This window comes from uncultured Imperialibacter sp., assembly GCF_963974565.1.
Classification (GTDB): Bacteria; Bacteroidota; Bacteroidia; order Cytophagales; family Cyclobacteriaceae; genus Imperialibacter; species Imperialibacter roseus.
Genome location: NZ_CAXBCJ010000001.1, coordinates 139,584 through 165,300 on the forward strand (window position 1 = coordinate 139,584; position 25,717 = coordinate 165,300).

Genomic DNA, 25,717 nt, shown 5'->3' on the forward strand with positions numbered 1-25,717 from the left:
AGTTAACGCAATTTGATTATAAAGTAATCAATCCTCCTCTACCTCACTCACCGGCTTAAAACCAGCAGGAACCTCTTCTTCCTCCTCATTATCTTGTCCATAAGCGAAAACTTCTACAATAGACGTTTCCACTACTTCCGGCACACGGAAGGTTACCAGCATATTATTCAGGCTCTGATGGATACGGTCGTAGGCATCTTTTACATCGTGCGCTGTCACTATCATCAGGTTCGTTACCTTCTTCTCTTTACCACTGTCAGCATCGGTGACAAAATAGGTGATTTTGCATTTGTGCCAGAAGTCTGCGTCTTCGTACAGGAACACATCGGTGATGCGGCTTTTGGTCAGGCTCGTGATCACAAATTCACCTCTTACCCGCTCGCTAAGCTTTTCGTACATGATGGCCTCTGCCTCAGTATAACTCACCGCATCGAGCAGATAAGTTTCTGTGGTGTTTTTCAAATGACCTTCGTCGTCTTCCTTTTGATACTTCGCCTTGCAAACAAACCAAATACGCATAATACCTCTGTTTTTTATTGGGCTCCAAAGATAGGGCATCCTTCCGGAAAATGGCTAGGCGCTCCACCAAAACTGTCTTGCTTTTTTTACTGCATCGATAGCGAATTCAGGATTTATTGCTTCCACATATCGTCTGGACTTGAGGATACATTCGATATTACGGGCGGCTGACGGCTCCATGGGCGGGACAGCCCTGCCGACGCCTGCTTTCAACTCAGGTCTCTCTTTATCACGCTCCAGTGTTTTTCTGCCCCGGGCGTCTGACGGCTCCATCGCACAGACTTACTCGCCGTGCCGACGCCTGCCAGCTCCCCTCTAACCTCCGGGCGTCTGACGGCTTCAACGCACTGGGCCGACTGACCGTACCGACGCCTGTAGCACGGCACAGCCCTGGTCTCCTGGCTTCCGTCTTCTAACTTCCCTTCCCACTCTCCGACTTTAATAACTATCTTTGTGCACTTATGTGGAATATTAAAAGAAAAATTACTGTTCAGTGCCATCCCGGCCTCCCTCCTTTTGCCGCCAACGAACTCAGAAGCCTTGGTTTTCCTGTAACTGAAGAAGCCAATATGCATGTGGTCACTGAAGGCACCCTGCACGACTGCATGTACCTGAACCTGCACCTCCGCACCGGCAACCGCATCCTTTGGGAGATGGGCAGCTTTGAACTGAAAGATTCGGAAGGGCTCTACAAGAATATTTTCGAAATGCCATGGGAAACCGTTATCCCTAACGATGGCTATTTCAGCATCCACTCATTCGCCAAGCATGAGTCGATCAATGACACCAGGTATCCAAACCTGAAAGCCAAGGATGCTATTGTTGACAGAATCAAATCCAAAACCGGCCGTCGGCCTGACTCCGGTAACGACTTCAACGAAGCCGTAGTCTACTTCTTTTGGAACAGAGAAAACTGTACTGTATACATTGACACTTCCGGAGAAACGATATCGAAGCACACCTATCGGAAAATGCCTTTCAAGGCTCCAGTAGCAGAACCGTTGGCTGCCGCTATTGTGCAGGCAACTGAGTGGAGCCCGTCGATTCCGCTCATCAACCCCATGTGTGGCAGTGGCACCATTGCCATTGAAGCTGCCCTGAAAGCTGCCAATATTGCACCTGGCCTGAACAGGCATAATTTCGGTTTTAAACACCTTATCGGGTTTGACAACAATGCCTGGAAAACCATGCTAGCCAGCGCCAAATCAAAGGTGAATGCGAAAATCAACGTGACCATCATTGGTAGCGACCGAGACATGAAAGCCCTGCAAGCGGCCCGTACCAATGCCGCAGAAGCTGGTGTGGCTTCTATGATCAAATGGGAGCTTTGCCCCTACGAAAATACTACCCTTCCAGACGGTGAAGGCATCATTATCCTCAATCCTGAATATGGGGAACGCATGGGAGAAGAATCGGAGCTTGAAGCTGTTTACAAAGGTATTGGCGACTTTTTCAAGCAGCGCTGTCAGGGAAAACGTGGCTTTATATTCACAGGCAACCTCAATCTGATTAAAAAGGTGGGGCTTCGCTCGTCAGCCAAATGGCCGTTCTTCAATGCGAAGATCGATTCGAGGCTGGTGGCCTACGATATGTATGAAGGCTCCAAAAAGAATTAGGTTTCCGTTTGTAGAAGCAAAGTGTACTCGAAGCAATTTGTTGCTTAACTTTCGTTATTGAATTTGATGCTGTAGACCCAACTTTCCATTGAAGAGGTTCATTATTTTTATAATTATTCTGGTAATTGGTGGCGGGGCCTTTGTTGCCTATAAAACCTATTTCGAAAGGGGTAATATTTCCCTCTGGACGTTGGTTCCTGACAATGCGCTGGCCGTCTACGAGTCTACCTCTCCCATGAATGCCTGGGCAGCATTTACTTCTTCGAACATTGGCAAAGGACTCCAGTCTATTGCTGCATTCAAGCGTCCTGGTCAAATGCTTTCAAAGCTTGACACGATTTTGGGAGGAAATGAGCAAACAGCCACGCTTTTCAACGACAAGACTTTCCTGGCCAGCCTGCACAGTGTCGGCAGCCAATCGCTCGACTTCCTTCTTCTGGTTGACCTGCCCACGCTGGACAGCCGGGGAAAAATGGACGACATTCTGGCCTACTTTTCAGAGAAAAATGGATACACCATTTCCAACAGAACGTACCAGGGCTACACCATTAGCGAGCTAAGGTCTCAAAAAACGAAGGATCTGTTCACCTTCATTTACTACAAAAATTTCTTCATAGGGAGCTTCACCCCCTTTCTCGTGGAGGATGCCGTCAGAAATATTGAAACTGCAGGCTTAGGTTTTTTTGATAAAAACATTGGTCTTCTCACCCTTTCGAGGTTGCAAAATGATCAAGGCAATTTATACATCAACACTGACAAGCTTGACAGGCTGGGCGACACCTTCCTGGATGAAAAATTATTGAACCTGAAGGCTATTTCAACCCTTGGTTCTTCGTCTTTTCTCGATGTAAAAGTGACCGAGCCACAGCTACTAATGAATGGCTTTACCTTGATACCACAAGACTATTCAGGCTATTTCAGTGGGTTTATCAACAACCCGGCGCAGTCGCTAAAAATGGAAGAGGTAGTGAGCAACCGAACCGCTGTTTATTTTAACCTCACTTTTGAGTCTGCCGAGCGTTGGAACACTCAGATGTTACCCTATTGGCAAACAAACGAGCCTGAGTTAGTCGATTTGAGAAGCACCACATTAAAAGATCAGGACATTGATATTGCCTCCTTTTTTGAGAGTATTGGTGGACATATAGGCGTATCGTTGCAGGAATCTTCTTTAGGCCATGATCCTGACAAAGTAGTTTACATGGAGATGGAGGATTTACCGGAAAGCCTTCAGCAGTTCAAAGAACTTTCAGAGAGAATCAACAAGTCGCAGGGAGACACACTCTACTACGAAGAATATGCCGACTTCACCATTGGGCAGCTTGAAATTGACGAATTTCCTTATCAGTTATTTGGAGAACCATTTAGTGGATTTTCGTCGCTGTACTATACCGGCTACCGTAACTATTTGATTGGGGCGGCTTCAGTGCAAATTCTGAAAACCGTGATCGACGATATAACCAACGAAAATACCTGGGGAAAGTCAGTGCAAATCAATTCGTTTCTCGATAACACGTTGAGGGAAGCCAATTTCAGTGTGTTCGTTCACACACCCAGGGCCTGGAATCTGTGGCAACAAAACCTGGACGATGCCTGGAAGCAGCAGTTTACGGATGCTTCTTCTACCCTTCAGTCGATTGATCTGATGGCCATACAGTGGTCTTTTATCGAAGACAAATTCTACACCAGCATCATGCTGCAGCAAACGGAAAAAGCAGCACAAAAAGGGGCGCAAAAACCTCTGCTGGCCGACAACGCCGTAACTTTTGCGCAGCCGCTCATCTCAAAGCCGTTTGTGGTTCGCAACCACAACGACAAAACGCTGGAAACGCTGGTTCAGGATTCCACCCAGATGATTTACCTGCTATCTGCCAATCAGGAAGTTTTATGGCTCGACTCCATCAAAGGGAAAATCATCAGTCCGGTCTTTCAGATCGACTACTACAAAAACGGCAAGCTGCAATACCTGTTTTCCACCCCCAAATACATTTATGCCATCGACCGAACAGGCGAGTATCTTCCTGGCTTTCCAGTAGAGTTTAAGGGCAAAACAGAAATCGCTTATTTCAACCTGGTGGACTATGACAAGAGCAAAAATTATCGCTATTTCTTTGCTGACACCCGGGGTGATTTGTACATATCGGACAAAGATGGCAAAGTGCTGGAGGGATGGAACCCAAAGGAAATCAAGCACCCACTTGCCTCCTCCCCTCTGCATATCAGGGTGAGAGGACAGGATTTTCTCGTGGCCCTGCAAAGCAATGGCATCATGCGTGTATTCAACCGGCGGGCACAACCCGTGGCGGGCTTCCCGGTAGACTTCAAAGCTCCGGTAAACAATCCGGTATTTGCTGAGGCGGGCTCAACGAATGCGAATAGTAAACTAACGACGATTACCGATGATGGGTCAATTATTCAGATCAATCTCGCTGGCAAAGTGCTGCAAAGGGAGCAGCTCTACCGGCCATCGGCTCAGTCAAAATTTAAGCTGGTACCTGAAGCTTCAGGCAACGGCTACATTTTTACCCGGCAGGATGCCAACAGAATTGCCATTGTAGACCAGGCTGGCAAAGTGCTCTTTGAAAAAGACTATATGTCAAGTGGAATTGCAAGCTCGCAGTTCTACGACTTTGGCGGAGGACGCAAGCTTTTCATTGTCAACGATCCTGTGCAGGCCTTCAGCTATCTGTATGACGAAAAAGGAAATCTTGTAAATTTCAGGCCTGCAGAAACCATGAACGAGGTGGCCATCGTTTTTTATGAATCGCAAGGCTTGTACAAAATTTACAAAAACTACGAGAATGAGTTCTCCATCCTTACCCTGAAAAAGTAGCGTAATTTTCTTTTCGTGTCTCCAACCTATTCTTTGATTCGGCTGTCCTTTAGGAAACATTTTTTGATATGAAGAAGGCATTGGGAATTATTGGCGTATTTGTCGCCATCGTCTGCGTAGGCATGAGTTGCGGAAAGGAAGAGATCAATTCAGCCCTGGAAGGAACAGAAACTGCTTCCGACACACTGGCGATTAAGCTGGGAGAAACCATTACTTCCGCCGCTGGTGAGCAACTCACTTTCAAGAAGCTTGTAGAAGATTCAAGGTGTCCGGCCAATACCATGTGCATATGGCAGGGTATGGTAACTGTTGAAATGCAGGCCCAGGTTGGCTCAAAAACGGAGACTTTCACCCTGACTACCAACCCACAGGAGCCAAAGACATCGGCCGTTGTGTTGGGCTACGAGGTAACATTAGTGAATGTATTCCCTTACCCGGGAACCAGCATTGAAGAAGTACAGGAGTCGGACTACTGGGTTGATGTGAAAGTAGTTAAAGTAAACAATTGAGTTGGGGAATGTTTTAGTCAGTTATATTTAATGAGAAGGCTGCCATGGGCGGCCTTCTTTTTTTTCACCCCCCGATTATCAAATTGGACTTGAGAATCCGCCATTCATGAAGTACTTTACTGTTTCATTAATGACCCACCAATGCGCAAAGCTTCTCTTTTCCTCACTTCTCTGTTCATAACTTCTTCCCTGCTTGCTTCAGGCCCCGGCAGTCAGGCGCTCGATGCTTTTGTCGCTGATCATATGGCTGAGCTTAAAGCATTTTATCTGGACAGACACCAAAGCCCCGAGCTCTCGCTGGCTGAAAAGGAAACCTCAAAAACGCTGGCTGCTGAGCTCCGTAAGCTTGGCTTTGAAGTGACAGAAAACATGGGTGGCTACGGTGTGGTGGGGGTGTTGAAAAACGGTAAAGGCCCTACAGTGTTGTATCGCACCGATATGGATGCTTTGCCCATGGTCGAAAAAACCGGCCTTGACTACGCCAGTCAGGTGGTTGTAGCTGATGGCACCGGAGGACATGTGAGCACTATGCACTCCTGCGGGCACGATATGCACATGACCGTGTGGCTTGGCACAGCCAAAGCGATGGTGGACATGAAAAGTCAATGGAAAGGAACGCTGGTGATGATCGGGCAGCCTGCTGAAGAAATTGGTGCAGGTGCCAAGCTCATGCTGGAGGCGGGATTGTATGAGAAGTTTCCGGTGCCGGATTACGGAGTAGGGCTTCACTGTAGCCCCACTATACCGACAGGTAAAGTTGGCTTTGGCAAAGGCTATACCATGGCCAACGCAGAGGCCATCAGCATCAAAGTATTTGGTCAGGGTGCCCACGGGGCTTCCCCCCACATGTCGATTGACCCGGTGGTGATGGCATCCATGCTGGTGATGGAGCTCCAGACAATTGTGAGCAGAAACCTGAACCCGCTCGACAACGCCGTTGTGTCGGTGGGAGTGATTAAGGGCGGCACCAAATACAATATTATACCCGACGAAGTGACCCTGGAACTCACCGTAAGAACTTTCACCGAAGAAGTAAGGTTGAAAATTCACCAGAGAATCAAAGAAATAGCCAGGGGGGTGGCGATCTCAGCCGGACTTCCTGAAGACAAATACCCAGAGGTAATCATCCCCGAGACTTTCACCCCAGCCAACTTCAACAATGAAGCTTTAGTAGATCGGCTGTTAGCCTCCGCTGTTAAGGCCATTGGCATTGGCAACGTGGTGGAGGCCGAACCGCAAATGGTGGCCGAGGACTTTTCGAGGTATGGAAAAACCACACACAAGGTGCCTACAACTTTGTTTTGGCTGGGCACGGTGCCTCCTGAAAGAACAGCGAAAGTGGCAAAAGGTGAAATGTCATTGCCCGGCCTTCATTCTCCATTTTACTACCCAGCCATCGAAACATCGATAGTAACGGGCGTGAAGGTAACCAGCACTGGCCTGCTTGATTTGTTCAAAGGCGGGAAATAGCAGAGCTATTCAAGCTGAAGCCGTTTGACGCCGGCATTGAACCGGAGGTATCGCTTTTCTCCGTCCCTTTCGATGGCAACCACGTTTTCCTGATCACTGAATAGCTCGACCAGCAGGGCATTTTCCACCACGTCAATCGACGTCCCCTCTACAATGAAGTACGACCAAACAGTATCATTTTCGGCACTACCGCTTACCCATTTCAGTGCAAGCTCGTTTCCCTGCTGAGTGATGAAATGCATCTTTGCTTTGATGTAGCTGGCAACAAGCGCCTCCGATTTTTTGATGTCGCCATCAGTTCGCAGCGAAACACTTTCTCCTGAAAAATCTCTGATAGCATCCTCCAGGTCAGTATTAAAAAGCCTGCAGCTTACCTCCCAGGTATCGTTGCCTGAATACGTCACGTTGGTTACCGACACGTAGAGACCGTGGTCGGCCCCAAAAAAACCTATGATGAAAATTAGCACTTGCACATTACAAGGTAGCACAAAAAATATACTCTGGGATCAAGCAATATTTCTGGGGATTAATTCTTTTGACAAGAGCATTATGTCATTACATAAAGAAGCAAAAGATCCAAGCCTAACCCGGCCGGGCGAGACGCATTGAACCAGTTTTGCTTCTTTATTGTCTATCATTCGCCAAATGTTACAGCGTTATTTAAGCGTCTTACTCCCCAGATTTTCCGCTTGATCCATACTCTGCGCCTGGCTAACGGTGCTTAGCCAATGGAATAAAAAAAAGCAATCCCGTCACAAAGACGGGACTGCTCACAACCATCATCCCAAAAAAATTATTACTCAACCAGCACTTTCCTCACCGGTTTCGCTGGCTCAGCCATTTTGTTGAGCTGGAGTTGCAGGACTCCATTTTTGTACTCAGCGTGTACTTTTTCTTCGTTTACATCCTCAGGCAAGGAAAAGGATCGCTTGAAGTTGGTTTGAAAAAACTCTCTTCTGGTGTAGTTGGGTTTTTTCTCTTCATTCTCTTCCTTACGTTCAGATGTCACTGTCAGCATTCCCTTTTCAATGGAAACCCTGAAATCATCTTTTTTGAAACCGGGTGCAGCCATTTCTATTTCATAGCCTTTTTCGGTTTCCTTAATGTTCACGGCGGGCAACAACGGTCTTTGCAGGAAATCATCCCCAAAGAATTTCTCTGTGTCCCACAGATCAGTCAGCAGCGAGTCTATCATTGGCAGGCTGCCATTTCTTTTGACGAGTGTCATAGCTACCTCCTTGCGTTAATGTTATACCCGAAAGTCGCACCAAAACCTTGCCCCTGAAATGATTTAGAACAGCAGGCTTCTATGATTTTCCTCATACCTGTCTTACAGATATTGCGGCAATCAGCAAATCGATTTGTGGCTAAATACCAGCACGAAAGGTGCCTGTTTGGTGAATTTTTCTTATATTTTCTACATATATGAAAAATAACAAAACCTCAGGGTGCCAACACCGTAAAAAGAGGACATAAACGGAGTTACAACGTCTTTTAAGTCAATACACTACCGATCATGAAGGGAACACATCTTGGAGAATTTGAAGAATTGATATTGCTCACGGTTGCTTTGCTCAATGAAGAAGCCTACGGAGTTGCCATACAAAAAGAGATCAGGAAAAAAGCTGGCAGAAGTGTGGCCATCAGTGCGATACACAGTGCGTTGAATCGTCTTGATTCGAAAGGCTTTGTGGAGTCCGCTTTTGGCGAGGCCACTCCCGAACGAGGCGGTAAACGAAAGCGTATTTTTAAAGTAACAGCCTTCGGCATCAAGTCGCTGGAGCAGGCCAAGGAGCTAAGAGAAAGCTACTGGACGGAAATTCCTCAGCTCTCAATTGAGGGGATGTAAAATTTGAACAATGCCTACCCTGATAAAAAAGGACAACAGAGAGAATAAAAGACCTGAGCCGCCGGCCTGGGCCACTGGCTTCTTGCATTGGTATTGCCGGGAGGAGCTGGCGGAAGAAATAGAAGGAGACATCAGGGAAATATTTGAAGAGACGGCCGGTGAAAAAAACAGCAGACTGGCCTCGCTGCAGTATGTGTGGCATGTGCTCAAGTTTTGTCAGCCCTTTGCCTGGAAAAAAAAGAACAACAAATACAATCAAACTCAATTTAATAATTGGACTATGCTTAAGAATTACATCATTATCGCCTACAGGAGCCTCCTCAAGAAGGTTGGCTACTCGCTGGTGAACATCTTCGGTCTGGCGGTAGGCATCACTGTCTGCCTGCTCATTGTCATTTTTGTACAATACGAACTCTCCTTCGATAATTTTCAGAAAGACGATGTGTACAGGATCGCCCTCAAAAGAGTATACCCCGAAAGAGAGGTGAACTACGCCTTCATTCCCCACTCCATTGGCCCTCAGCTAAAAGAGGATTTCCCTGAAGTGATCCAATCTGCTAACCTGCTAAAGGCGTTTGCTCCCATTGTGGTGCGTTACAACGACAACTACTTTTATGAAGAAAATATACTTTTCGCAGACAGCACGCTGTTTGAGGTGTTGGAGATTCCGTTGATTGAAGGCGACGCCGAAACTGCCCTGAAAGAGCCCAACAGTCTGCTCATTACCGAATCCATGGCCAAAAAATACTTCGGGGATGAGTCGCCTATGGGCAAAAGCATGGAAACCGGACAAGGTAATTTTATTGTGAGGGCCGTGGCCAAAGACTACCCAGGCAACTCCCACATGGCATTTGACTTCATCGGGTCGATGAGCACCTTCCCGTTCATTGCACAGCCCAATTGGATCGGCTTTGATGTGCTTACCTACCTCAAGCTACAACCAGGCGCCAATCCGGCCACCCTCGAAAAACAGTTTCCTGAGTTTGTGAAAAAATACGCTGCCGGGCCCATTCAGCAGCGCAATGGCATTTCTTACGACGAATACATCGCTGCGGGCAATGGTTACATCTACACACTTCAACCATTGAAGGATATTTACCTCCATTCTAACCTTGAAGGAGAAATAAAGGCCAACGGCAATATCACTTACGTATATATTTTCATTTCAGCGGCCATTTTCATCCTGCTTATTGCCTGCATCAACTTCATGAACCTATCCACTGCCCGCTCCACCGAGAGAGCAAAGGAAGTGGGGATTAGAAAAGTGCTTGGATCGGTAAGAAATCAGCTGATAGGCCAGTTTATTACCGAATCGATTCTGCTTACCCTGATCAGCTTTGTGCTTGCCATGGTAGCGCTGATATTTATCCTGCCTTTCTTTGCCGATGTATCGCACAGGGCACTCACATTAAATTTCCTGCTGGCACCCGCAACCATTACAGTGATCGTTTTGGTCATTTTCTGCATTGGCTTCCTCGCTGGTGTGTACCCTGCCTTTGTGTTGTCTTCCTTTCAACCCGCAGCAGTGCTCAAAGGGAAGATGCAAACATCAAAGTATGGCGTTTTTCTTCGCAACGGCCTCGTCGTTTTCCAGTTTGCTATCTCCATCGGCTTGATTTCCTGCACCATGATCATCTTCAACCAAATGAGTTTCATGCTCAATAAGTCTCTGGGCTTTGAAAAAGATCATGTGGTGGTGATTGAAAGTGCATTCAATGTCAACAGAGACAATTTTCAGAACCCCGATGCCGATGTGTTTCAAATCAGAAGCCGCTACGAAACCTTTGAGAACGAGATCAAAAAGGTGCCTGGAGTGAAAAATGCCACCTACACCTCGGCTATGCCAGGCGACGTAATGCCCGGGTTCATAGTGAGAGTGCCCGGTAGTGGCGAAAAAGAAAGCATGGTAGCGAGAGGACTTTCGGTAGATGAGAGCTTCTTCGAAACAATGCAGATCGAGCTTTTGGAAGGACGACTGTTCTCGAAGAGCTTCAACGATTCACTATCTATGATACTTGCGGCCTCCACCGTAGCCAAGCTTGGATTGGAAGACCCCATAGGCAAGAAAATAATCAATGTGAATAACGGCGGCGACACCGATATTACCTATACCATTATCGGAGTCGTCAATGACTTCCATTTTCAGTCGTTGCATGTTGGGCTGGAGCCTGTGGCCATTATTCACGTTAACTCCCCCAATACTTTCATTAACAAAATGGTGGTAAAGGTTGATCCTTCCGAGCTAAAGGCTTCTTTGGCCGGTGTGGAGGCAACATGGAACCAGTTTACGAAAGACACACCGCTGCGCTACTACTATCTGGACGAAAACCTGAAGCGCTTCTATGACGCAGAGAAAACCAGTGGCGATATGTTTACCATTTTCACATCGCTGGCCATCATGATCGCTTGTATTGGCCTGTTTGGACTGGCAGCTTACACGGCAGGTCAAAAACGGAAGGAGATTGGCGTACGTAAAGTGATGGGCGCTTCCATCTTCAATATCGTGCTGCTGCTGAGCAGGGACTTTACGAAACTTATCCTGATTGCCGTGCTTGTGGCAGTGCCAGCCGCATGGTGGGGCATGGACAAGTGGCTGGATAATTTTGCCTACCGCATCGACATCAGCGTGTGGACATTCCTCCTCGCAGCCCTCACTGCTGTAGTCATTGGCTGGTTAACCGTTGGCTATCAGTCGTTCACAGCCGCCAGCGTGAACCCGGTGAAGTCGCTGAGGTCAGAATAAAACTAATTTGAAAGCAGACAAGAGAAAGCTGTCCAAAACGGATGGCTTTTTCTATTTCATGCCCGACCGGAAAATTCTTGCTCTAGCCCGGGTGAAGGCCAATAACCAGGCTGTAGGCATTGTCTTCCTGAACGACCTTAAAATTGAGCTGATGCCTGTTGCAAATGGCTTTGATAATGGATGCTCCTACTCCCAGCCCCCTGATAGAAATAAAATCGGCACCCTCATGAGACAACTCACCGACCTCACGGGTGCTGTTAGTAACTTTTAACTCCCTCGGGGTCAGTTTCACTTCAATAAAGCCATTCTTGATGTTGTGACGAATACTGTTCGAAATGATGTTGTTCAGCAGCGTGTCTATTAGTTGCGGATGGATATCCAGCATCACGTTCGGCACAATGTCGGCCTTCAGGCTAATCTTCTTCAGCTTGATCAGCTCCTCGGTTTGCTCAAGTTTCGAGGCCAGCGTGGCTGAAAAGTCGATATGACCCATTTGATTAAACTGCCCCAGCTCTATTCTTTTCAGGAAAATGAGGGTTTTCTCAAACTCGCTGATACTTAGAATAGTATTACGAATAGCCACCAGGCTCCTTAGTTGGTCTTCGCTCAGGCTCTGGTCCTGAATGAGCAGGTCGATCTTTCCATTGACCACCGCAAGGGGTGTTTGCAGTTCGTGGGTAAGGTAGGAGGTGAAATCCTTCAACTCGTCGTACTCACTCTGAAGTCGGCTTGTTATTTCACGAAGGGTGGCGTCAAGCATCTGAAACTCTTTCACGCTGCTTGGCGCACTCACGTATTCACTTGAGCCATCGAGGTTAAACCGGGTCAGATTACTGAGTATTCCATGGAAAGGCATCCATATCTTCCGAAAGAAGTAAACATTAAGAAAGGAGATCACCACGGCCATTAAAAGGCAAGTAATAACGATGGTAGTGATGACCGACTGGAGTACCTCGTCGTTATCAACCTCTGCTGTGCGTGCCCACACCATGTAGTTCCTGCCATTTGTGCTGTACTGAAACCGCAGTTGGCGATACAGTATGGATTCGTCAAGCTTAGGATTATTAATAATTGTATCAGAGAAGACATCCGTTACAGGCAGGTGCAAAGCGTCCTCTTCTTCTATTTCGTAAATGTCGGCAAATGCATGCTCAATAAATGGGCTCTCTCCTTTGTAGTTGTCCAGCAGGTCAATGATATACTGCTTTCTTATTTTCAGCACCTCATCTTCGTTCGTCTCGAGCACCGACTCAATGGACTGGTAAAAAATACCACCACCAAGAGCAACCACTATGATAATGGCGGGGAGATTAAAGATGAGTTCTTTTACGACCAGCCTCATGCCACTTCAAACCGGTATCCGATACCGTGAACGTTTTTGATGTTGTCCGTGGCTCCTGCATTCATTAATTTCTTTCGCAGGTTCTTCACATGTGTGTATATGTAGTCGTAGTTATCGGAAAACTCAATACTTATACCCCATAGGTGAGCGGCCAGGCTCTCTTTTGTGATCAGGCGGTTTTTGTTTGACATGAGGTAAAGCAGCATCTCAAATTCCTTTTTGGTCAACTCAAGCTCCACATCGTGCACAAACGCCTTGAACTCATTGGGGTAGACCGAGATAGACTCCGAAACCACCTGATGACGGTTGTCGCCTAACTTTCGTCTCAGCACGGACCTGATCCGGGCATTCAGCTCATGCAGGTCGAAAGGCTTGGTGAGGTAGTCATCCGCTCCGAGGTCCAGCGACTGCACTTTATCCTCGGTCATGTTGTGCGACGAGATGATGATGATGCCCGTTTTTTGCTGTTTTGACTTGATGAGATTGATGAGGGAGTTGCCACTGCCGTCGGGTAGGTTGATGTCGATCAGGCACACATCGTAGTTCTCGTTCTTTATTTCCTGCTGCGCCGACCGATAGGTCTCCACTGCCACCACCACATACTTCTCCTCTTCCAGGAAAGTCCTGATTGCTTTTAGTAATTGGTATTCGTCTTCTACAAGAAGTAGCCTTACTTCCTTCATTTCGACTTTTGACATTGAACGATACAATTTACTAGAAATCGTTATTTACTAAGCCAGCCCGGGCGATTAAGTTGCCAGGCTATCTCGCTGCTGCAACTAAAAGAAGCCCTCAACCAAATGTCAACTTTGTATTTTGCAAGCCCCGGCAGCCCTGGGCTGCATCCCCCAATGGCCGCCACCCGGGCCTGCAAACAACCAACTGAAAGAATAAAACAAGTGATGAGTATCACTCCTTTACAGGAAACCTGTTAAACGCAAAAAATCATCATTCAACCTTCAACTCTTTTGCGATAACCCATTCTTTCGACACCACAAATTTCACCTATGATTTCTGAAGTATTTTGGGAGCAATCCTGAAGTTTTCCTGAACATTTAGTGACAAAACATTCATTTATCGCAATCATTCAGTATAATCCGCAGAGTCGCTCAGTATAATCCGGACAATCAGGGGATTGAGGAGCAAAAGAGCCTGCCACCACCCAAGTCAATCCGCATACTCCTACCGCACACCTTGGCCAGATAAAAACCCCAGCAAACGGATTGGATGAATGAGTTGAAAAATATATGTTTATTCTAGAGGTTTGGAATAAAAACCCGGATCAAAAATCCCTATCTTTCTATAGTGGGGATGACTCTAAGTCTGAGTTGGGATTTGGGGCTGGATACTGGTTAAATGTCAAAATGAAGAAAGGCGTTGTTGTCGACAAGGAGTCTAGTTCGATAAAGTATTATGAGGAGGAAACACTCCTATTTGGTTTCGAGTTTTCTGACATCCTTGCGATCGGAGAAGTAACAACTAATCAAGTGCCATTTACCGATGATCACTTTCTTTTGTTCATAACCAAAAATAAATCATGGAACCCCATTCCAACTGATGCAAATGGTTTTGATATATTGACAGATTATGTTGGCTCTAAACTAAATATCGTTTCATTTATCCAACTTGCGAATCGGACAGATTTCAAATCAAGAATTGTTTACCCAAAAAACCTTGAGGGAAAGGAATTCATAAAGCTAGAGCCAATACCTTCTGAAAATTTGATTGATAAAGTTAGTTTCTGGCTTGGGTTGAAGGACAAATATAGGATAGTCGCTATTTCTGAGGTACATGATAAACTTAATAACAAATAGAAACGGTGAAAAGGCATTGAACATAAATGCTACAGCGAATAGGGCCTCATCGCTGACGAATAGTGGCTGGCTTGGAGTCCCCGCCACAAAATATAATTTTATCAGTTGAGTGGCTTGATGCTATCAGGAGCTGAACTGCAATAAAAACCCCCACGCCCTCATTTTACCAAGGTTAGCCACAATAAATCTGCATAGTGTTAAAGTCCCGTATACCAAGCTATTTCTTCGCCAAATATCCGTGGCTCTACTACTTCAAAACAGCTGGAATGGCTTTGATTTTTGTTGCACGGATGTCGGGTATTTTCTTTGGGGTGTACATCCTGACAAAAGATGGGTCGACGAAAATGCTTCTTTGGACGTTTGGCTGGACAATTGGCGGCATCTTGACGTTTTTTCTTTCTTTTTGGTGGAAACTCGGGATACAAAAGATCGAATTATCAGACCTAGGGATTAAAATAACAAAGAGACTTGGCCAGATACGATTTTCCAAGCTCATTAGATCAAGTAAAATCACCTCACTTCATATTGAGAAATTTGAACCTATCAACCCATTTACAGGTAAGCAAATGAAAGTTGCAGCCAGTTTGGGTTGGCTCGTAATTAGCAATGCCCCTCATTACTTCATCCATTCTTTCTTGTACAAAATCAATGACCTCAATGAATTCATCGCAGAATGGAAACTGAAAAATAGCTATTCAACACATTCGGACACGGCAATTCATATGGAATCTTAATTTATGTCGAATCCTTTCGAACCTTTGAATTCTAGCAAACGTTTTGTACCTTTGAAGCATCAATCCCTCGCACGCCTCTGACTCAAGCGCAATTTGCGAGGCTTTTTTTTGCCCTCTCCTCAATAGTTTAGGTAATTGAAATACACTAAGAAGCCATTTACTGTTGATCAACATATTGAGCTTCTGCGAGCTCGAAAATTAATAATCGATGATGAAGAAAGGGCTAAGAAATACTTGGCCAATATCGGATACTTCAGGCTTTCCGGCTATATGTACCACCTTCAATCAGTAGATGGTGAACATAATTTCAAGGAAGGAATAAAATTTGGTGATATTATCCTCCATTACCAATTCGACAAAAAGCTTAGGTCTTTATTTCTCGAATATCTTGAAAGAATAGAAATAGCTTTGAGAGCTAGACTCACAGATAGATATTCAAATTCTCATGGATTTTATTGGTACACAGATAAGTCCCTATTCGAAGACCAAGGTATCTACAACTCAATAAATCAGGAAATCAGAGACCACTTCTCAGACCCTCAGGAAAGATTCTTAAAAGCTTTCAAGAACAAGTACACTTCGGAGTCATTGCCTCCGTCAAATATGGCATTGGAAATCCTGACGTTAGGAAAACTGTCCAGACTATATCGAGGATTGAAAAATCAAAGTGAAAAAGTGCAAATTGCAGACGATTTTCAATTACCCTCAACAATTCTTTCCTCTTGGTTAGTATACCTCACAAACGTAAGAAACATTTGTGCCCACCATTCACGGCTCTGGAACAAAAAAGTCACGGCAGACCGACCCACTATTCCGACTAGAAGAAAATATCAGTTCAAAGGAGAAATACCTACAGATTTCAATACTACTGTTTATGGGATTGCCGCAATGATTGATAGGCTACTTACTGCGACAAATCCTAGCAATCACTTCATCAACAAATTAGTAAAGCTCATAGATGACAATCCTACTATCAATACGTTGTCAATGGGCTTCCCAAGTAACTGGAGAACAGAGCCAGCTTGGGCAAAGTAAAAAGTGGCTAACACATCAGTAAAATGAATGGCGGCTTCATCGGTTGTAAAAGGTCAGTTGGCTTGGATTGTCCCCAAATAGTTTAATTTTATAATTGCCCAACCTTGGCTGAAGCTTCGGTTGGCAAAGCGTGGCTAAGATGTAGTGAAAGCGGAGCTGCATAAAACTCCCACACTCATTTTAGGCAGGCGTTGTGGTGAAAAGCGTGACGGATAGATCGACATGACGCATAAAGAAATGAGGCAAAAAATGGACGAGGCAATTAAGGAAATTGTCATTCCTTTTTTGCGAGCCAAAGACTTCAAAGGCTCTTACCCAAACTTTAGACGGGAGAACGGAGATCAGCTGAACCTGCTAGTATTTCAATTCAGTATGTATGCACCAAGATTTGTCGTAGAAATTTCCAATTGTCCAGCAAATGGATACACAACCAGTTGGGGTACGTCACTTAAACCTTCAGAGTGTCGGGTTCATTATATGGCAGAACGACTGAGGATTGGCAGCATCAAAGCCAAGACAGACTATTGGTATAAATTCGAGCAGATGTTGATATTCGGAAGCGTATTCAAGAAGAGAGCAACTGAACTGCTCGACAACTGGAATGAAGCGGAAGAATGGTGGAAACAGAACCCATTTCGAGCGAATTAAAGATCACCACAACACAGCGGTAAAATGAATGTGGGCTTCGTCGGTTAGTAAAGGTCTGTTGGCTTGGATTGTCCGCCACAAAGTAAAATTTATCAATTGAGTGGCTAAGTGCTAGCGAGAGCTGAACTGCATTAAAAACCCCAACGCACGAGCCGGTCGTTGTGATCCATTGACTGCAAACCGGAAGTTCTCTAACTTTATCACATGGCAACTGAGGAAAAACTAAGAAAAACGATCCTCAACAAGATCAAGAAACTTTCGGACGACAAACTTCCGAGCCTGGATGCCTATCTCTCTGATTTGGAGTCGCACTTACCGACTGACAAATCGCCATTATCTTTCAGCGGAATTTTTAAAGAACTCGAATTAACCGAACTAACTTCTGACCTCCATAAATCAAGAGAAGATCATAATACAGACCCATGAATCTTCTAAACTTCTTAATCTTTCTTTTCTTTCTCAATACAGCACTCGGTATAGTTTATAGTATTTGGACACATCGAATTTTGAAGGTAAATGGCCTGCGAATTGAGCGAAAGAGTATTCGAATGGCTTACACAACGAAAGAACTTTCTCAACTCTTCAAACAGACAGACTCGAAAAAACTACATACTGAAATTCAAAGATTAATCCTTTTGAACAAAATCAGCACATGGAGTTCGGGGATTTACATTGCAGTCTTTCTAATTATAGCTCTAATTGCCTATGTGCTTTAAGCTCTCCAACACAACGCAAACATGAATGTGGGCTTCATCGGTTGTCGTTAGTTGGTTGCCTTGGAATCTCCGCCACAAATCAAAATTTATCGTCGGCTTTCCTTGGTAAGCTATATAAAACACCTACAATCTTTCTAGCGACTAATACCAAACACACCCCAAAACCATCAACCCTTCTCCCATTATCTTTGGATCAGATATTTCACCATGGGAAACTAAAAAAATCGAGCTATTTTCGAACTGAACTATTTTAATAAGCATCCGTCATTCTTAGTACTCCCACGCACATAAAGACCTCCATTGCGGTTTTGCCCTTCGTTAACATGAGTGCCGATGGCGAGAACGAATACTTCTGCGATGGCATCACCGAAGAGATCATTAATGCACTGGCCAGGGTCACAGAGCTGAAGGTTACTTCCCGCACTTCCAGCTTCTATTTTAAGCATCACAAAGCATCCATTCAGGAGATAGGCGAAAAGCTGAATGTATCGGCAATACTGGAAGGAAGTGTGCGTGTGGGTGGCAATATGCTGAGGATCACAGCGCAGCTGATCGAAGTAGCGACGGATTCACATTTCTGGTCACAGACCTGGGACAGAAAGCTGGAAAACATCTTTGAGATACAGGACGAGATCAGCCTCCACATTGCAGATAGGCTCAGGGAACAGTTTGGTCATATGGAAATTGGCGACCACCTGGCGAAGTCACCCACTCAAAACCTCAATGCCTATGAGCTACTGCTCAAAGGTAAATACCTGTTTAACCGCTGGAACCCGGAGGATGTAAACAAAGCAATCGGGCTCTTCGAACAGGCTATTGAGCAGGATCCTGATTTGCTGGACGCTCATATGGGGTTGTCGGATGCCTATGGATTTCTGGCAACAGCGGGCTTTGCTCCGAGGGAGGCCTCCTGGAAGAAGGCTTTTGAGCACATGAAGGTTGTGGAGCGAATTAATCCGAACCACGCCCCACTCAACTATCAGCTTGCCAATCATGCCTTTTTTACGGAAGCAGATTACAATAAAGCTTTCAAATACACCCTGAAAAGCATCGAGTCGAGGCCCACCTACCCTGAGGGACAGCAGTTCATGGCTTTCCTGTACCTGCTTAAAAACGACACAACAAAAGCGAATGAGCACCTGCAATATGTGCGCTCCGTCGACCCGCTTAACCAGGAAACGCTGTTCTATCAGGCCTACTACTTTTACCGAACGGAGGATTTTGAGAAAGCGGCAGCCATCTGCCAACAGTTGCTGAAAACAAACCCCAAAAACCTGCCGGCATACATCGTTCATTGCTATAGCTTGTTTCATCTGAAGCGGATGGATCAGGTGATTGAAGAAACTGCTAACATGCCGGATGAAATCATGATACCCGACGAAAGAGCAGGCATCAACGCATTGGCGTACCTAATGAAGGGGGATAGCAAAAATGCTGAACCTTATGTCAATCAGGTGATGGTCAGATCCAACGAAAACGCCTCTTTTCAGGCAGATGCCTATGCTTTCTGGATCTATGCACGCCAGTCCAAAGCAGATGAGGCCTTTGCCATCGTCGAAAAGTTATTCACACATCAGTCGTCCATATTGCTCCTCAATTATTATGATCCGTTAGCGAAGAATCTCCGAGGGGATGAGCGATTCCGGCGGTATGCCGATCGGATTTATCCGGACTTGACACATAAGGAGCCAACCCCAAAGACCAATACATCGCAATTGGATGAGGCCACGGCCGCCGCTTATGAGGAAAAGCTGATGGCATTCGTCAATGATGAGTTGCCTTATCTGAATCCCTCACTCAGCCTGAGGTCGCTGGCCGAGCAAATCGAGATGCATCCCAATCAGCTATCGTGGCTGCTCAATGAGAAAATCTGCAAAAACTTCAACGAATTCATCAACGACTATCGGATCGGGCATTTCAAAAAGCTGGCGGTAGATCCGGCCAACTCACATATTTCACTGGTTGGGCTGGCCTTCGAAAGTGGATTTAATTCCAAAACGGTCTTCAATACCTACTTCAAAAAAGCAGAAGGAATGACTCCGAGCGCCTTCCTGAAGCACCATTCATAGCCAAATAAGTTCCGTTTTATAATTCCGAACCTATCGCCATTGATTCGGAACACTTGCCCTTGCGGTTTGCTTTTTCTTTGCTTCATCATTAAAAACTCAAAAGCATGAACGCAAATCAAATGAAAGCTATCGTCGCCAGCGGATACGGGACACCGGAAGTGTTAAAATTCATCTCTGTAGAAAAGCCGGCACCTGGCCCGAAGGATGTACTGATCAAGGTAATAGCCTCTGCCGCCACTACAGCAGATACCATGATGCTCACTGGCAAACCTTATATCGCCAGGTTATTCGTCGGCCTGACAAAACCGAAGCATCCCATACCAGGCACCGGGTTTGCCGGAGTGGTTGAAGCCGTCGGCAGTGAGGTCACCCAGTTCGCTGTGGGCGACGAGGTGTTCGGTGAAACAACCCTTGGCTTCAGCACTAATGCCGAGTACGTAGTGGTTCCCGCCAATGGAGTAGTTCTCCCCAAACCAGCCTCCCTGCCCTTCGCTGAGGCCGCCAGCTATTGCGACGGTCATTTAACCTCCTACAATTTTCTTAAGCGGATAGCACAGGTACAGCCTGGTCAGCGGGTGTTGGTCAACGGAGCTGCCGGCAGCCTGGGCACATCAGCCATACAAATTGCCAAATACCTGGGGGCTCACGTGACGGGAGTGTGCAGCAGCAAAAACACAGGGTTGGTAAAATCGCTGGGTGCCGATGAGGTCATCGACTATCAAAAACAGGATTTCACCCGGTTGACTGCTCAGTATGACGTCATTTTTGACACAGTCGGAAAGACTCCATTTACCAAAGCCAAACAGGCACTGGCTGAACCAGGCATGTACATGTCGCCAGTGCTCCGGTTTTCGCTGCTCATGCAAATGATTACCTCCTCGCTCTTTGGGAAAAAGAAAGCAAAGTTTGAAGCCACAGGTGCCAATGCAGACGACACGCTGAAATCGCTGCTACTGGAAGTTGTCGACCTTCATAAAAATGGCAAACTGAAAACAGTCATAGACAGACAATACACACTCGAAAGGGTTGCTGAAGCGCATCATTACATCGCCAGTGGGCACAAAAAAGGCAATGTGGTCATAGTAGTGGCAGCCTAAGGAAACGAATCAATCTGGTCAATTTTAAATACCTCTCAATCATGGAAAACTCAAATAGAAAAGAAGCCATCGTCGCCGGTGTTTCACTCATCATCATGGCCCTGGCAGCCGGTTATGCTTATGGCTATGTGCAGAGCAAGCTCATAGTAGTTGGTAATCCAGCAGCTACACTCACCAATCTCAACAGCGCAACTGGCCTGTTCGGTAGTGGCGTCATCGGATGGGTGATCATCCTCATCACCGACCTGCTGGTGGCATGGAGTCTTTACCGGTTTTTCGCCCAGGTTGATGCTAGAATCGCCTTGGCTACCGGGGTGGTACGGGCTGTCTACTCGGCCATACTAGCTTTTGCCATCTTCCATTTGGCAGGTGTGTGGCAAATGCTTTCCTCTGGCAATCAGGATGCGATGGCGCTGATGAACCTGATGGCTGCCTTTGAAAAATACTGGTCGCTTGGTCTTATCCTGTTTGGCGTTCACCTTTTGGGGCTGGGGTACCTTTCCCTAAAATCCAACTTCGTTCCAAAGTGGATGGGCTGGTCGTTGTATGTTGCCGGGCTTAGCTATATGGCCATCCATGGGGCCAAGGCCATTGCCCCTCAAGCTTCTGATGCAATTGCCATGGCCGAAATGATCCTGGGCGCACCCATGGCTGTTGCCGAGCTGGCACTGGCTGTGTGGTTGGTGTGGAAAGGCGGAAAGCCTAGAAGGTGACTGCCTGGCCAGGGCTATCCTATGCAGTTTGCGTCATAGTTTATAGCCCCGCATCATAATTTATGGGCTTTCCTTAAAGTTGATGGATTTCGCCGCATAGCTCATAACTGGCCTCTGCACTTCTGACAGACCTTTGCACAGTCAAAAACATTAAAGCAGATAAGACTATGAAATTAATTACTATTCTCTGGCTGCTGGCGCTCTCATTTGGTTGCCTGGTTAGCTGCAAACAAAACCTTGTGCTGGTTCCGGATTCTCCCTATAGGGTAAGCGATGATTCCTTTACTACTAAAACCATTGCAAGCGGTTTCACCATACCCTACGGAATAGCTATAGTTGGTGAAAACGAATACTTCATTACAGACAGAATCGGCAAGATGTTCCACTTTGAAGATAGCACGCTGACAGAGATAAGCGGAGTGCCGGAGGTTGTTACATTTGGCACCCCGGGTTTAGCTGCCATTATGCATGGGGGGTTAATGGATGTAAGTCTTCATCCTGACTACTCAACCAATTCCTGGATATACATTTCCTATCTGGCATCGGACGGCTTTGCTAAAGTATCCCGGCTTAAAGTACAGGACAATACTGTCTCTCAGTTGGAAACTATTTTCACCACCCGGCACCAAAACTACACCGGCAACGGCATTCGGATAGTGTGGGAAGACGAAACTCACTTTTTTCTCAACATCGGAAATTCTGATTTCTCAACTAGTGAGTATCCAGTGTTGCATGCACAAGACCTCAACCATGACGCAGGAAAGATTCACCGGTTAATGGATAATGGAAGTGTCCCTGCAGATAATCCCGTCTTCGATGGGTATGCTTCCCCTACCACCATTTGGAGCTATGGGCACCGGGACGTGCAGGGTTTGTTTTTTGAAGCATCCAGCCATACCCTTTTTGGGATTGAACATGGCCCCAAAGGCGGGGATGAGTTCAACATAATAGAGAAGGGAAAAAACTACGGTTGGCCGCTTTTCACCTACGGCATCAACTACGACGGTGCGTGGGTGTCTACTATTTCCGAAGATTCAGCTGCCAAGTTTACTGTTTTTCCAGCGCACTACTGGACGGTGCCAACCCGAGACGGTGGCCAGGCCGTTGCCCCTGCCTGTTTGTTAAAGGTGAGCGAAAGCAATATTTCGGACTGGAACGATTATTTTATTTTTGGTTCGCTGGCCTTTAGAAGGCTGATGAAATACAACCACAAAACGGGCGAAACTTTTGGCTTGTCGATAAAAGGAAGAGTCAGGACAGTCAAACAACTTCCTGGTGGAGACATCATCGCACTGATTGAGAGAAGCGACCTGCGAAAATCCAATGGTAAAATTATCAGGATAGGGAATTAGTATCCAAAAAACGTACGCAATCGACTACACCGGTTAAAATGGCGAAAAAAACCGCTTTTAAGAGCATGGCCGGGATGAGATTTGTATTTTAACTGGTTTTAAAGGAGATAAATGTTTTTTGACAAACTGAAACGTAGATAGCATGAAAATTTTGAAAATAACTGCTCTGGCCGTTGGCGTTCTGATTTTGATGATGGTTTTGGTCGCAGCCGGAGCTTTGATTATTGATAAAAGGGGGACCGCCTACCTGGAAGTCACAGGCAATCCAGCACTTGAATCCAACACTTACCTGATCTCAAACGTCAATATTGTGCCAATGACCGCCGACACAGTGCTTCTGAATCAAATGGTGCTTATTCAGGATGGAGTGATTGCCAGGATAGCAGATGCAATAACCGACTCAACAGCAAAAGTGTTTGATGCCGGAGGAGGGTACCTTACGCCGGGTCTGGTCGACATGCATGTTCATGTGTGGGACGAGTATGAGCTTGGTCTTTATTTGGCAAATGGTGTCACTACTGTAAGAAATCTGTGGGGGCAACCGATGCACCTGCGTATGAAAAAAGCCATAAGTAACGAAGAGGTCATTGGGCCTTTGTTTTTCACTTCCGGCCCCAAACTCACGGGCCCCGAGTATATGGGCGATGATAATCTTCAGTTGTTCACTGCCGAAGAGGCCTATTCAAAGGTTGCCGAATACAAAGAACGAGGGTATGATTTCATCAAGACCTATTATGGCCTGACAGGTGAACTGTTCGATGCGGTGATAGAAAAGTCTGGGGAATTAAAATTCGACATTGTTGCTCATCCAACGCCAAAGGTACCCTACAGCTACCATTTCAAACCAGAAATTGTGACGATAGAGCATGCAGAAGACATTGTGCAGCTACCGCTGAACTACCGTTTGGACACTACTCAACTGGACACTGTTGTCGATTTGTTTGCCGCCCACCCAAATACCAAACTCTGCCCCACACTGGTGGTCTATCATAATATTTACAGACTGCTGACGGAGGAGAATATCCTACAGTCCGAAGCACTGAAAAACATGAACCCACTCATTCGTGCCGTAGACAGCCAGGCACAGTTTGATCGCTGGGCAGGCACAAAGAGCAGTGATTCAACCATAGTGAGCAGGATCAAAGACCAACACGATTTCCATTTGCTTGCTATCAAGAAATTGCATGAACGACAGGTGAAGATCGTTGCCGGCACGGATGCTGGCATTGGTGTAACACCGCCGGGTTATTCCCTGCACGAGGAACTGAATTTCTACACACAAGCGGGCATGAGTAACTATCAGGCGCTTCAAACGGCCACAATTAATCCCTCAGAAACCCATGATTTCTTAAGTAACCAGGGAAGTATTGAAATTGGAAAGCTAGCCAATTTCATTCTGACAAAAGACAATCCTCTGGATCGCCTGGAAGTGCTTAGGAACCCCCAAATGGTGATGGTACGGGGACGGATGATCAAGCAAGACATGCTTGATGAGTTTAAGCAAAAAGCAAGGAATCGAAGCAATCTGCTGGCTTCAGCACTAAGGTATGCTGAGAATTTAATAGTAGAAAAGTAAACAAACTCTTACAGTGTCAAATATGAACAATATAAAACGAGTACTCAGAATAGTATTTATTCTGGCAAGCATAGGCTCACTGTACTTTGTGCCGTGGCCTATCGTATGGGCCTGGATACTACCCCTGCCTGATACAGTTCAGGCACAAGTAGACGAAGCGCTTGATCATGGATTTGACGGAATCATTGTTTATGTAGATCAGGCTGGTAAGGAACCTGGCTTTTACGCTGCAGGCTGGCATGATCGAAAAGCCAAAATACCTGCCAACCCGCACGCCTTGTTCAAGATTGCCAGCATTACCAAGCTATATGTGGCTGTGGCTACCACGAAATTAGTCAAAGACGGACGTTTGTCTCTGGATAAAACACTTGCTGAGTACTTTCCAGCGCTTGCCGGAAGAATTGAAAATTCAGACAAAATAACCCTGAGGCTCATGCTACAGCATCGGAGTGGTATTCCCAATTTTGTTGACCACCCCGATTATTGGAAAAACCCTCCAAAAAACAAACAGGAAACACTTGAGTACGCATTGGATTTACCAGCTGACTTTGAACCGGGTGAAGACTATGGCTATTCAAATACCAATTACATGTTGATTTCTGACCTCATTGACAAAGTGGTGGGTTATAGCCATCAGCAGTATATAAAGGAGGAGATTTTGATACCACTTGGGCTGAAAAACACTTTTGGCTCGCTCAGTGAAGTGGATATAGCCGATGTGATGAGTGGCTATTATGTAGGTATTGATGAAGACTTTAAATATGAAGATACGGGCTTAATGATAGCTACAGCAGAGGATGTTGGCACATTCATAAGAGCATTGAACGATGGCTCGGTGTTCAATGAAGGGGAACAGGAAATCTATTCCTCCGTCTACGAGTATGAACATACGGGGCTACTTGTCGGCTATCAGAGCATCGCCAAATACCACAAGGACATTGACACAGTTGTTATTCAATTCACGAATACAACCAATTTTGATTGCTACAACTGGAATTTATCAGAGGTGGTTTATAGCAGGATTGTTAAAATCTTACGAAAGCAATGAAGTCTGAGTAAAGAAATCCACTTCATGGCCGGGT

23 protein-coding genes are annotated in these 25,717 nt (G+C 45.9%); 17 read left to right on the forward strand and 6 right to left on the reverse strand.

The genetic code is table 11. The features are described from left to right. Window positions 1-27: 27 nt before the first annotated feature. Together AAC052_RS00655 and AAC052_RS00660 are read right to left on the reverse strand one after the other, a co-directional pair. Window positions 28-519, reverse strand: a complete 492-nt coding sequence (locus AAC052_RS00655) for a DUF4494 domain-containing protein (RefSeq protein ID WP_151999111.1) — start codon at window positions 517-519, stop codon at window positions 28-30. A gap of 54 nt (window positions 520-573) precedes the next feature. After that, a complete protein-coding gene (locus tag AAC052_RS00660) occupies window positions 574-792 on the reverse strand; it encodes a hypothetical protein (RefSeq protein ID WP_339810136.1) in 219 nt (72 codons plus the stop codon). Window positions 793-980: 188 nt separating this feature from the next. Between AAC052_RS00660 and AAC052_RS00665 the strand changes: the two genes are divergently transcribed. The 4 genes from AAC052_RS00665 (at window position 981) to AAC052_RS00680 (ending at window position 6,947) form a co-directional block, all read left to right on the forward strand. Then, window positions 981-2,135 (forward strand): class I SAM-dependent RNA methyltransferase, encoded by a 1,155-nt coding sequence (locus AAC052_RS00665; protein ID WP_339810138.1) that lies wholly within the window; start codon window positions 981-983, stop codon window positions 2,133-2,135. Window positions 2,136-2,223: 88 nt separating this feature from the next. Further along, window positions 2,224-4,968 carry a hypothetical protein gene (locus AAC052_RS00670; RefSeq protein ID WP_339810140.1) on the forward strand — a complete coding sequence of 915 codons (2,745 nt, stop codon included), beginning with the start codon at window positions 2,224-2,226 and terminating at the stop codon, window positions 4,966-4,968. Window positions 4,969-5,036: 68 nt separating this feature from the next. Beyond that, complete coding sequence (locus AAC052_RS00675) at window positions 5,037-5,477, forward strand: hypothetical protein (RefSeq protein ID WP_339810143.1); 441 nt, start codon at window positions 5,037-5,039, stop codon at window positions 5,475-5,477. A gap of 141 nt (window positions 5,478-5,618) precedes the next feature. After that, window positions 5,619-6,947, forward strand: a complete 1,329-nt coding sequence (locus AAC052_RS00680; protein WP_339810144.1) for an amidohydrolase — start codon at window positions 5,619-5,621, stop codon at window positions 6,945-6,947. A 5-nt stretch (window positions 6,948-6,952) separates the two neighbouring features. On the opposite strand, the gene AAC052_RS00685 is transcribed toward AAC052_RS00680, so the two are convergent. Further along, window positions 6,953-7,420 carry a DUF6702 family protein gene (locus AAC052_RS00685; protein ID WP_339810145.1) on the reverse strand — a complete coding sequence of 156 codons (468 nt, stop codon included), beginning with the start codon at window positions 7,418-7,420 and terminating at the stop codon, window positions 6,953-6,955. Window positions 7,421-7,743: 323 nt separating this feature from the next. Then, complete coding sequence (locus tag AAC052_RS00690; protein WP_317490467.1) at window positions 7,744-8,175, reverse strand: Hsp20/alpha crystallin family protein; 432 nt, start codon at window positions 8,173-8,175, stop codon at window positions 7,744-7,746. 288 nt (window positions 8,176-8,463) lie between these two features. Here AAC052_RS00690 and AAC052_RS00695 point away from each other — a divergent pair, with 288 nt between their 5' ends. Next, window positions 8,464-8,796: a helix-turn-helix transcriptional regulator gene (locus AAC052_RS00695; protein WP_151999104.1), complete on the forward strand. Its 333-nt coding sequence runs from the start codon at window positions 8,464-8,466 to the stop codon at window positions 8,794-8,796. Window positions 8,797-8,806: 10 nt separating this feature from the next. After that, entirely contained in the window at window positions 8,807-11,539 is a 2,733-nt protein-coding gene (locus AAC052_RS00700; RefSeq protein WP_339810146.1) for an ABC transporter permease, read from the forward strand. A gap of 82 nt (window positions 11,540-11,621) precedes the next feature. Here AAC052_RS00700 and AAC052_RS00705 read toward each other — a convergent pair whose 3' ends face one another. Next, window positions 11,622-12,881, reverse strand: coding sequence for a HAMP domain-containing sensor histidine kinase (locus tag AAC052_RS00705; RefSeq protein ID WP_339810149.1), 1,260 nt, complete (start codon window positions 12,879-12,881; stop codon window positions 11,622-11,624). Further along, the gene (locus tag AAC052_RS00710; RefSeq protein ID WP_339810150.1) at window positions 12,878-13,579 is read right to left on the reverse strand and encodes a response regulator transcription factor; all 702 of its coding nucleotides are present in this window, start codon (window positions 13,577-13,579) and stop codon (window positions 12,878-12,880) included. The genes AAC052_RS00705 and AAC052_RS00710 overlap by 4 nt, the downstream gene beginning before the upstream one ends. Window positions 13,580-14,128: 549 nt before the next feature. On the opposite strand from AAC052_RS00710, the gene AAC052_RS00715 reads away from it, so the two are divergent. From AAC052_RS00715 to AAC052_RS00765, 11 genes are all read left to right on the forward strand, one after another. Continuing rightward, complete coding sequence (locus tag AAC052_RS00715) at window positions 14,129-14,695, forward strand: hypothetical protein (RefSeq protein WP_339810151.1); 567 nt, start codon at window positions 14,129-14,131, stop codon at window positions 14,693-14,695. Window positions 14,696-14,961: 266 nt separating this feature from the next. After that, complete coding sequence (locus AAC052_RS00720; RefSeq protein ID WP_339810152.1) at window positions 14,962-15,429, forward strand: hypothetical protein; 468 nt, start codon at window positions 14,962-14,964, stop codon at window positions 15,427-15,429. A 135-nt stretch (window positions 15,430-15,564) separates the two neighbouring features. Beyond that, on the forward strand, window positions 15,565-16,464 hold the full coding sequence (locus AAC052_RS00725) for an Abi family protein (protein ID WP_339810154.1): 900 nt from the start codon (window positions 15,565-15,567) through the stop codon (window positions 16,462-16,464). A 249-nt stretch (window positions 16,465-16,713) separates the two neighbouring features. Next, a complete protein-coding gene (locus AAC052_RS00730) occupies window positions 16,714-17,112 on the forward strand; it encodes a DUF4304 domain-containing protein (RefSeq protein ID WP_339786165.1) in 399 nt (132 codons plus the stop codon). Between the two features lie 204 nt (window positions 17,113-17,316). After that, window positions 17,317-17,538 carry a hypothetical protein gene (locus AAC052_RS00735; RefSeq protein ID WP_339810156.1) on the forward strand — a complete coding sequence of 74 codons (222 nt, stop codon included), beginning with the start codon at window positions 17,317-17,319 and terminating at the stop codon, window positions 17,536-17,538. Between the two features lie 598 nt (window positions 17,539-18,136). Next, the gene (locus tag AAC052_RS00740; protein WP_339810158.1) at window positions 18,137-19,897 is read left to right on the forward strand and encodes a helix-turn-helix domain-containing protein; all 1,761 of its coding nucleotides are present in this window, start codon (window positions 18,137-18,139) and stop codon (window positions 19,895-19,897) included. Window positions 19,898-20,001: 104 nt separating this feature from the next. Further along, window positions 20,002-20,994: an NAD(P)-dependent alcohol dehydrogenase gene (locus tag AAC052_RS00745; protein WP_339810159.1), complete on the forward strand. Its 993-nt coding sequence runs from the start codon at window positions 20,002-20,004 to the stop codon at window positions 20,992-20,994. Window positions 20,995-21,035: 41 nt separating this feature from the next. Further along, entirely contained in the window at window positions 21,036-21,707 is a 672-nt protein-coding gene (locus AAC052_RS00750) for a DUF4386 domain-containing protein (protein ID WP_339810160.1), read from the forward strand. Between the two features lie 167 nt (window positions 21,708-21,874). Continuing rightward, window positions 21,875-23,059: a PQQ-dependent sugar dehydrogenase gene (locus AAC052_RS00755; protein WP_339810161.1), complete on the forward strand. Its 1,185-nt coding sequence runs from the start codon at window positions 21,875-21,877 to the stop codon at window positions 23,057-23,059. Between the two features lie 142 nt (window positions 23,060-23,201). Further along, window positions 23,202-24,635, forward strand: a complete 1,434-nt coding sequence (locus tag AAC052_RS00760) for an amidohydrolase family protein (protein ID WP_339810162.1) — start codon at window positions 23,202-23,204, stop codon at window positions 24,633-24,635. 22 nt (window positions 24,636-24,657) lie between these two features. After that, window positions 24,658-25,683: a serine hydrolase domain-containing protein gene (locus tag AAC052_RS00765; protein ID WP_339810163.1), complete on the forward strand. Its 1,026-nt coding sequence runs from the start codon at window positions 24,658-24,660 to the stop codon at window positions 25,681-25,683. Window positions 25,684-25,717: the final 34 nt, after the last annotated feature.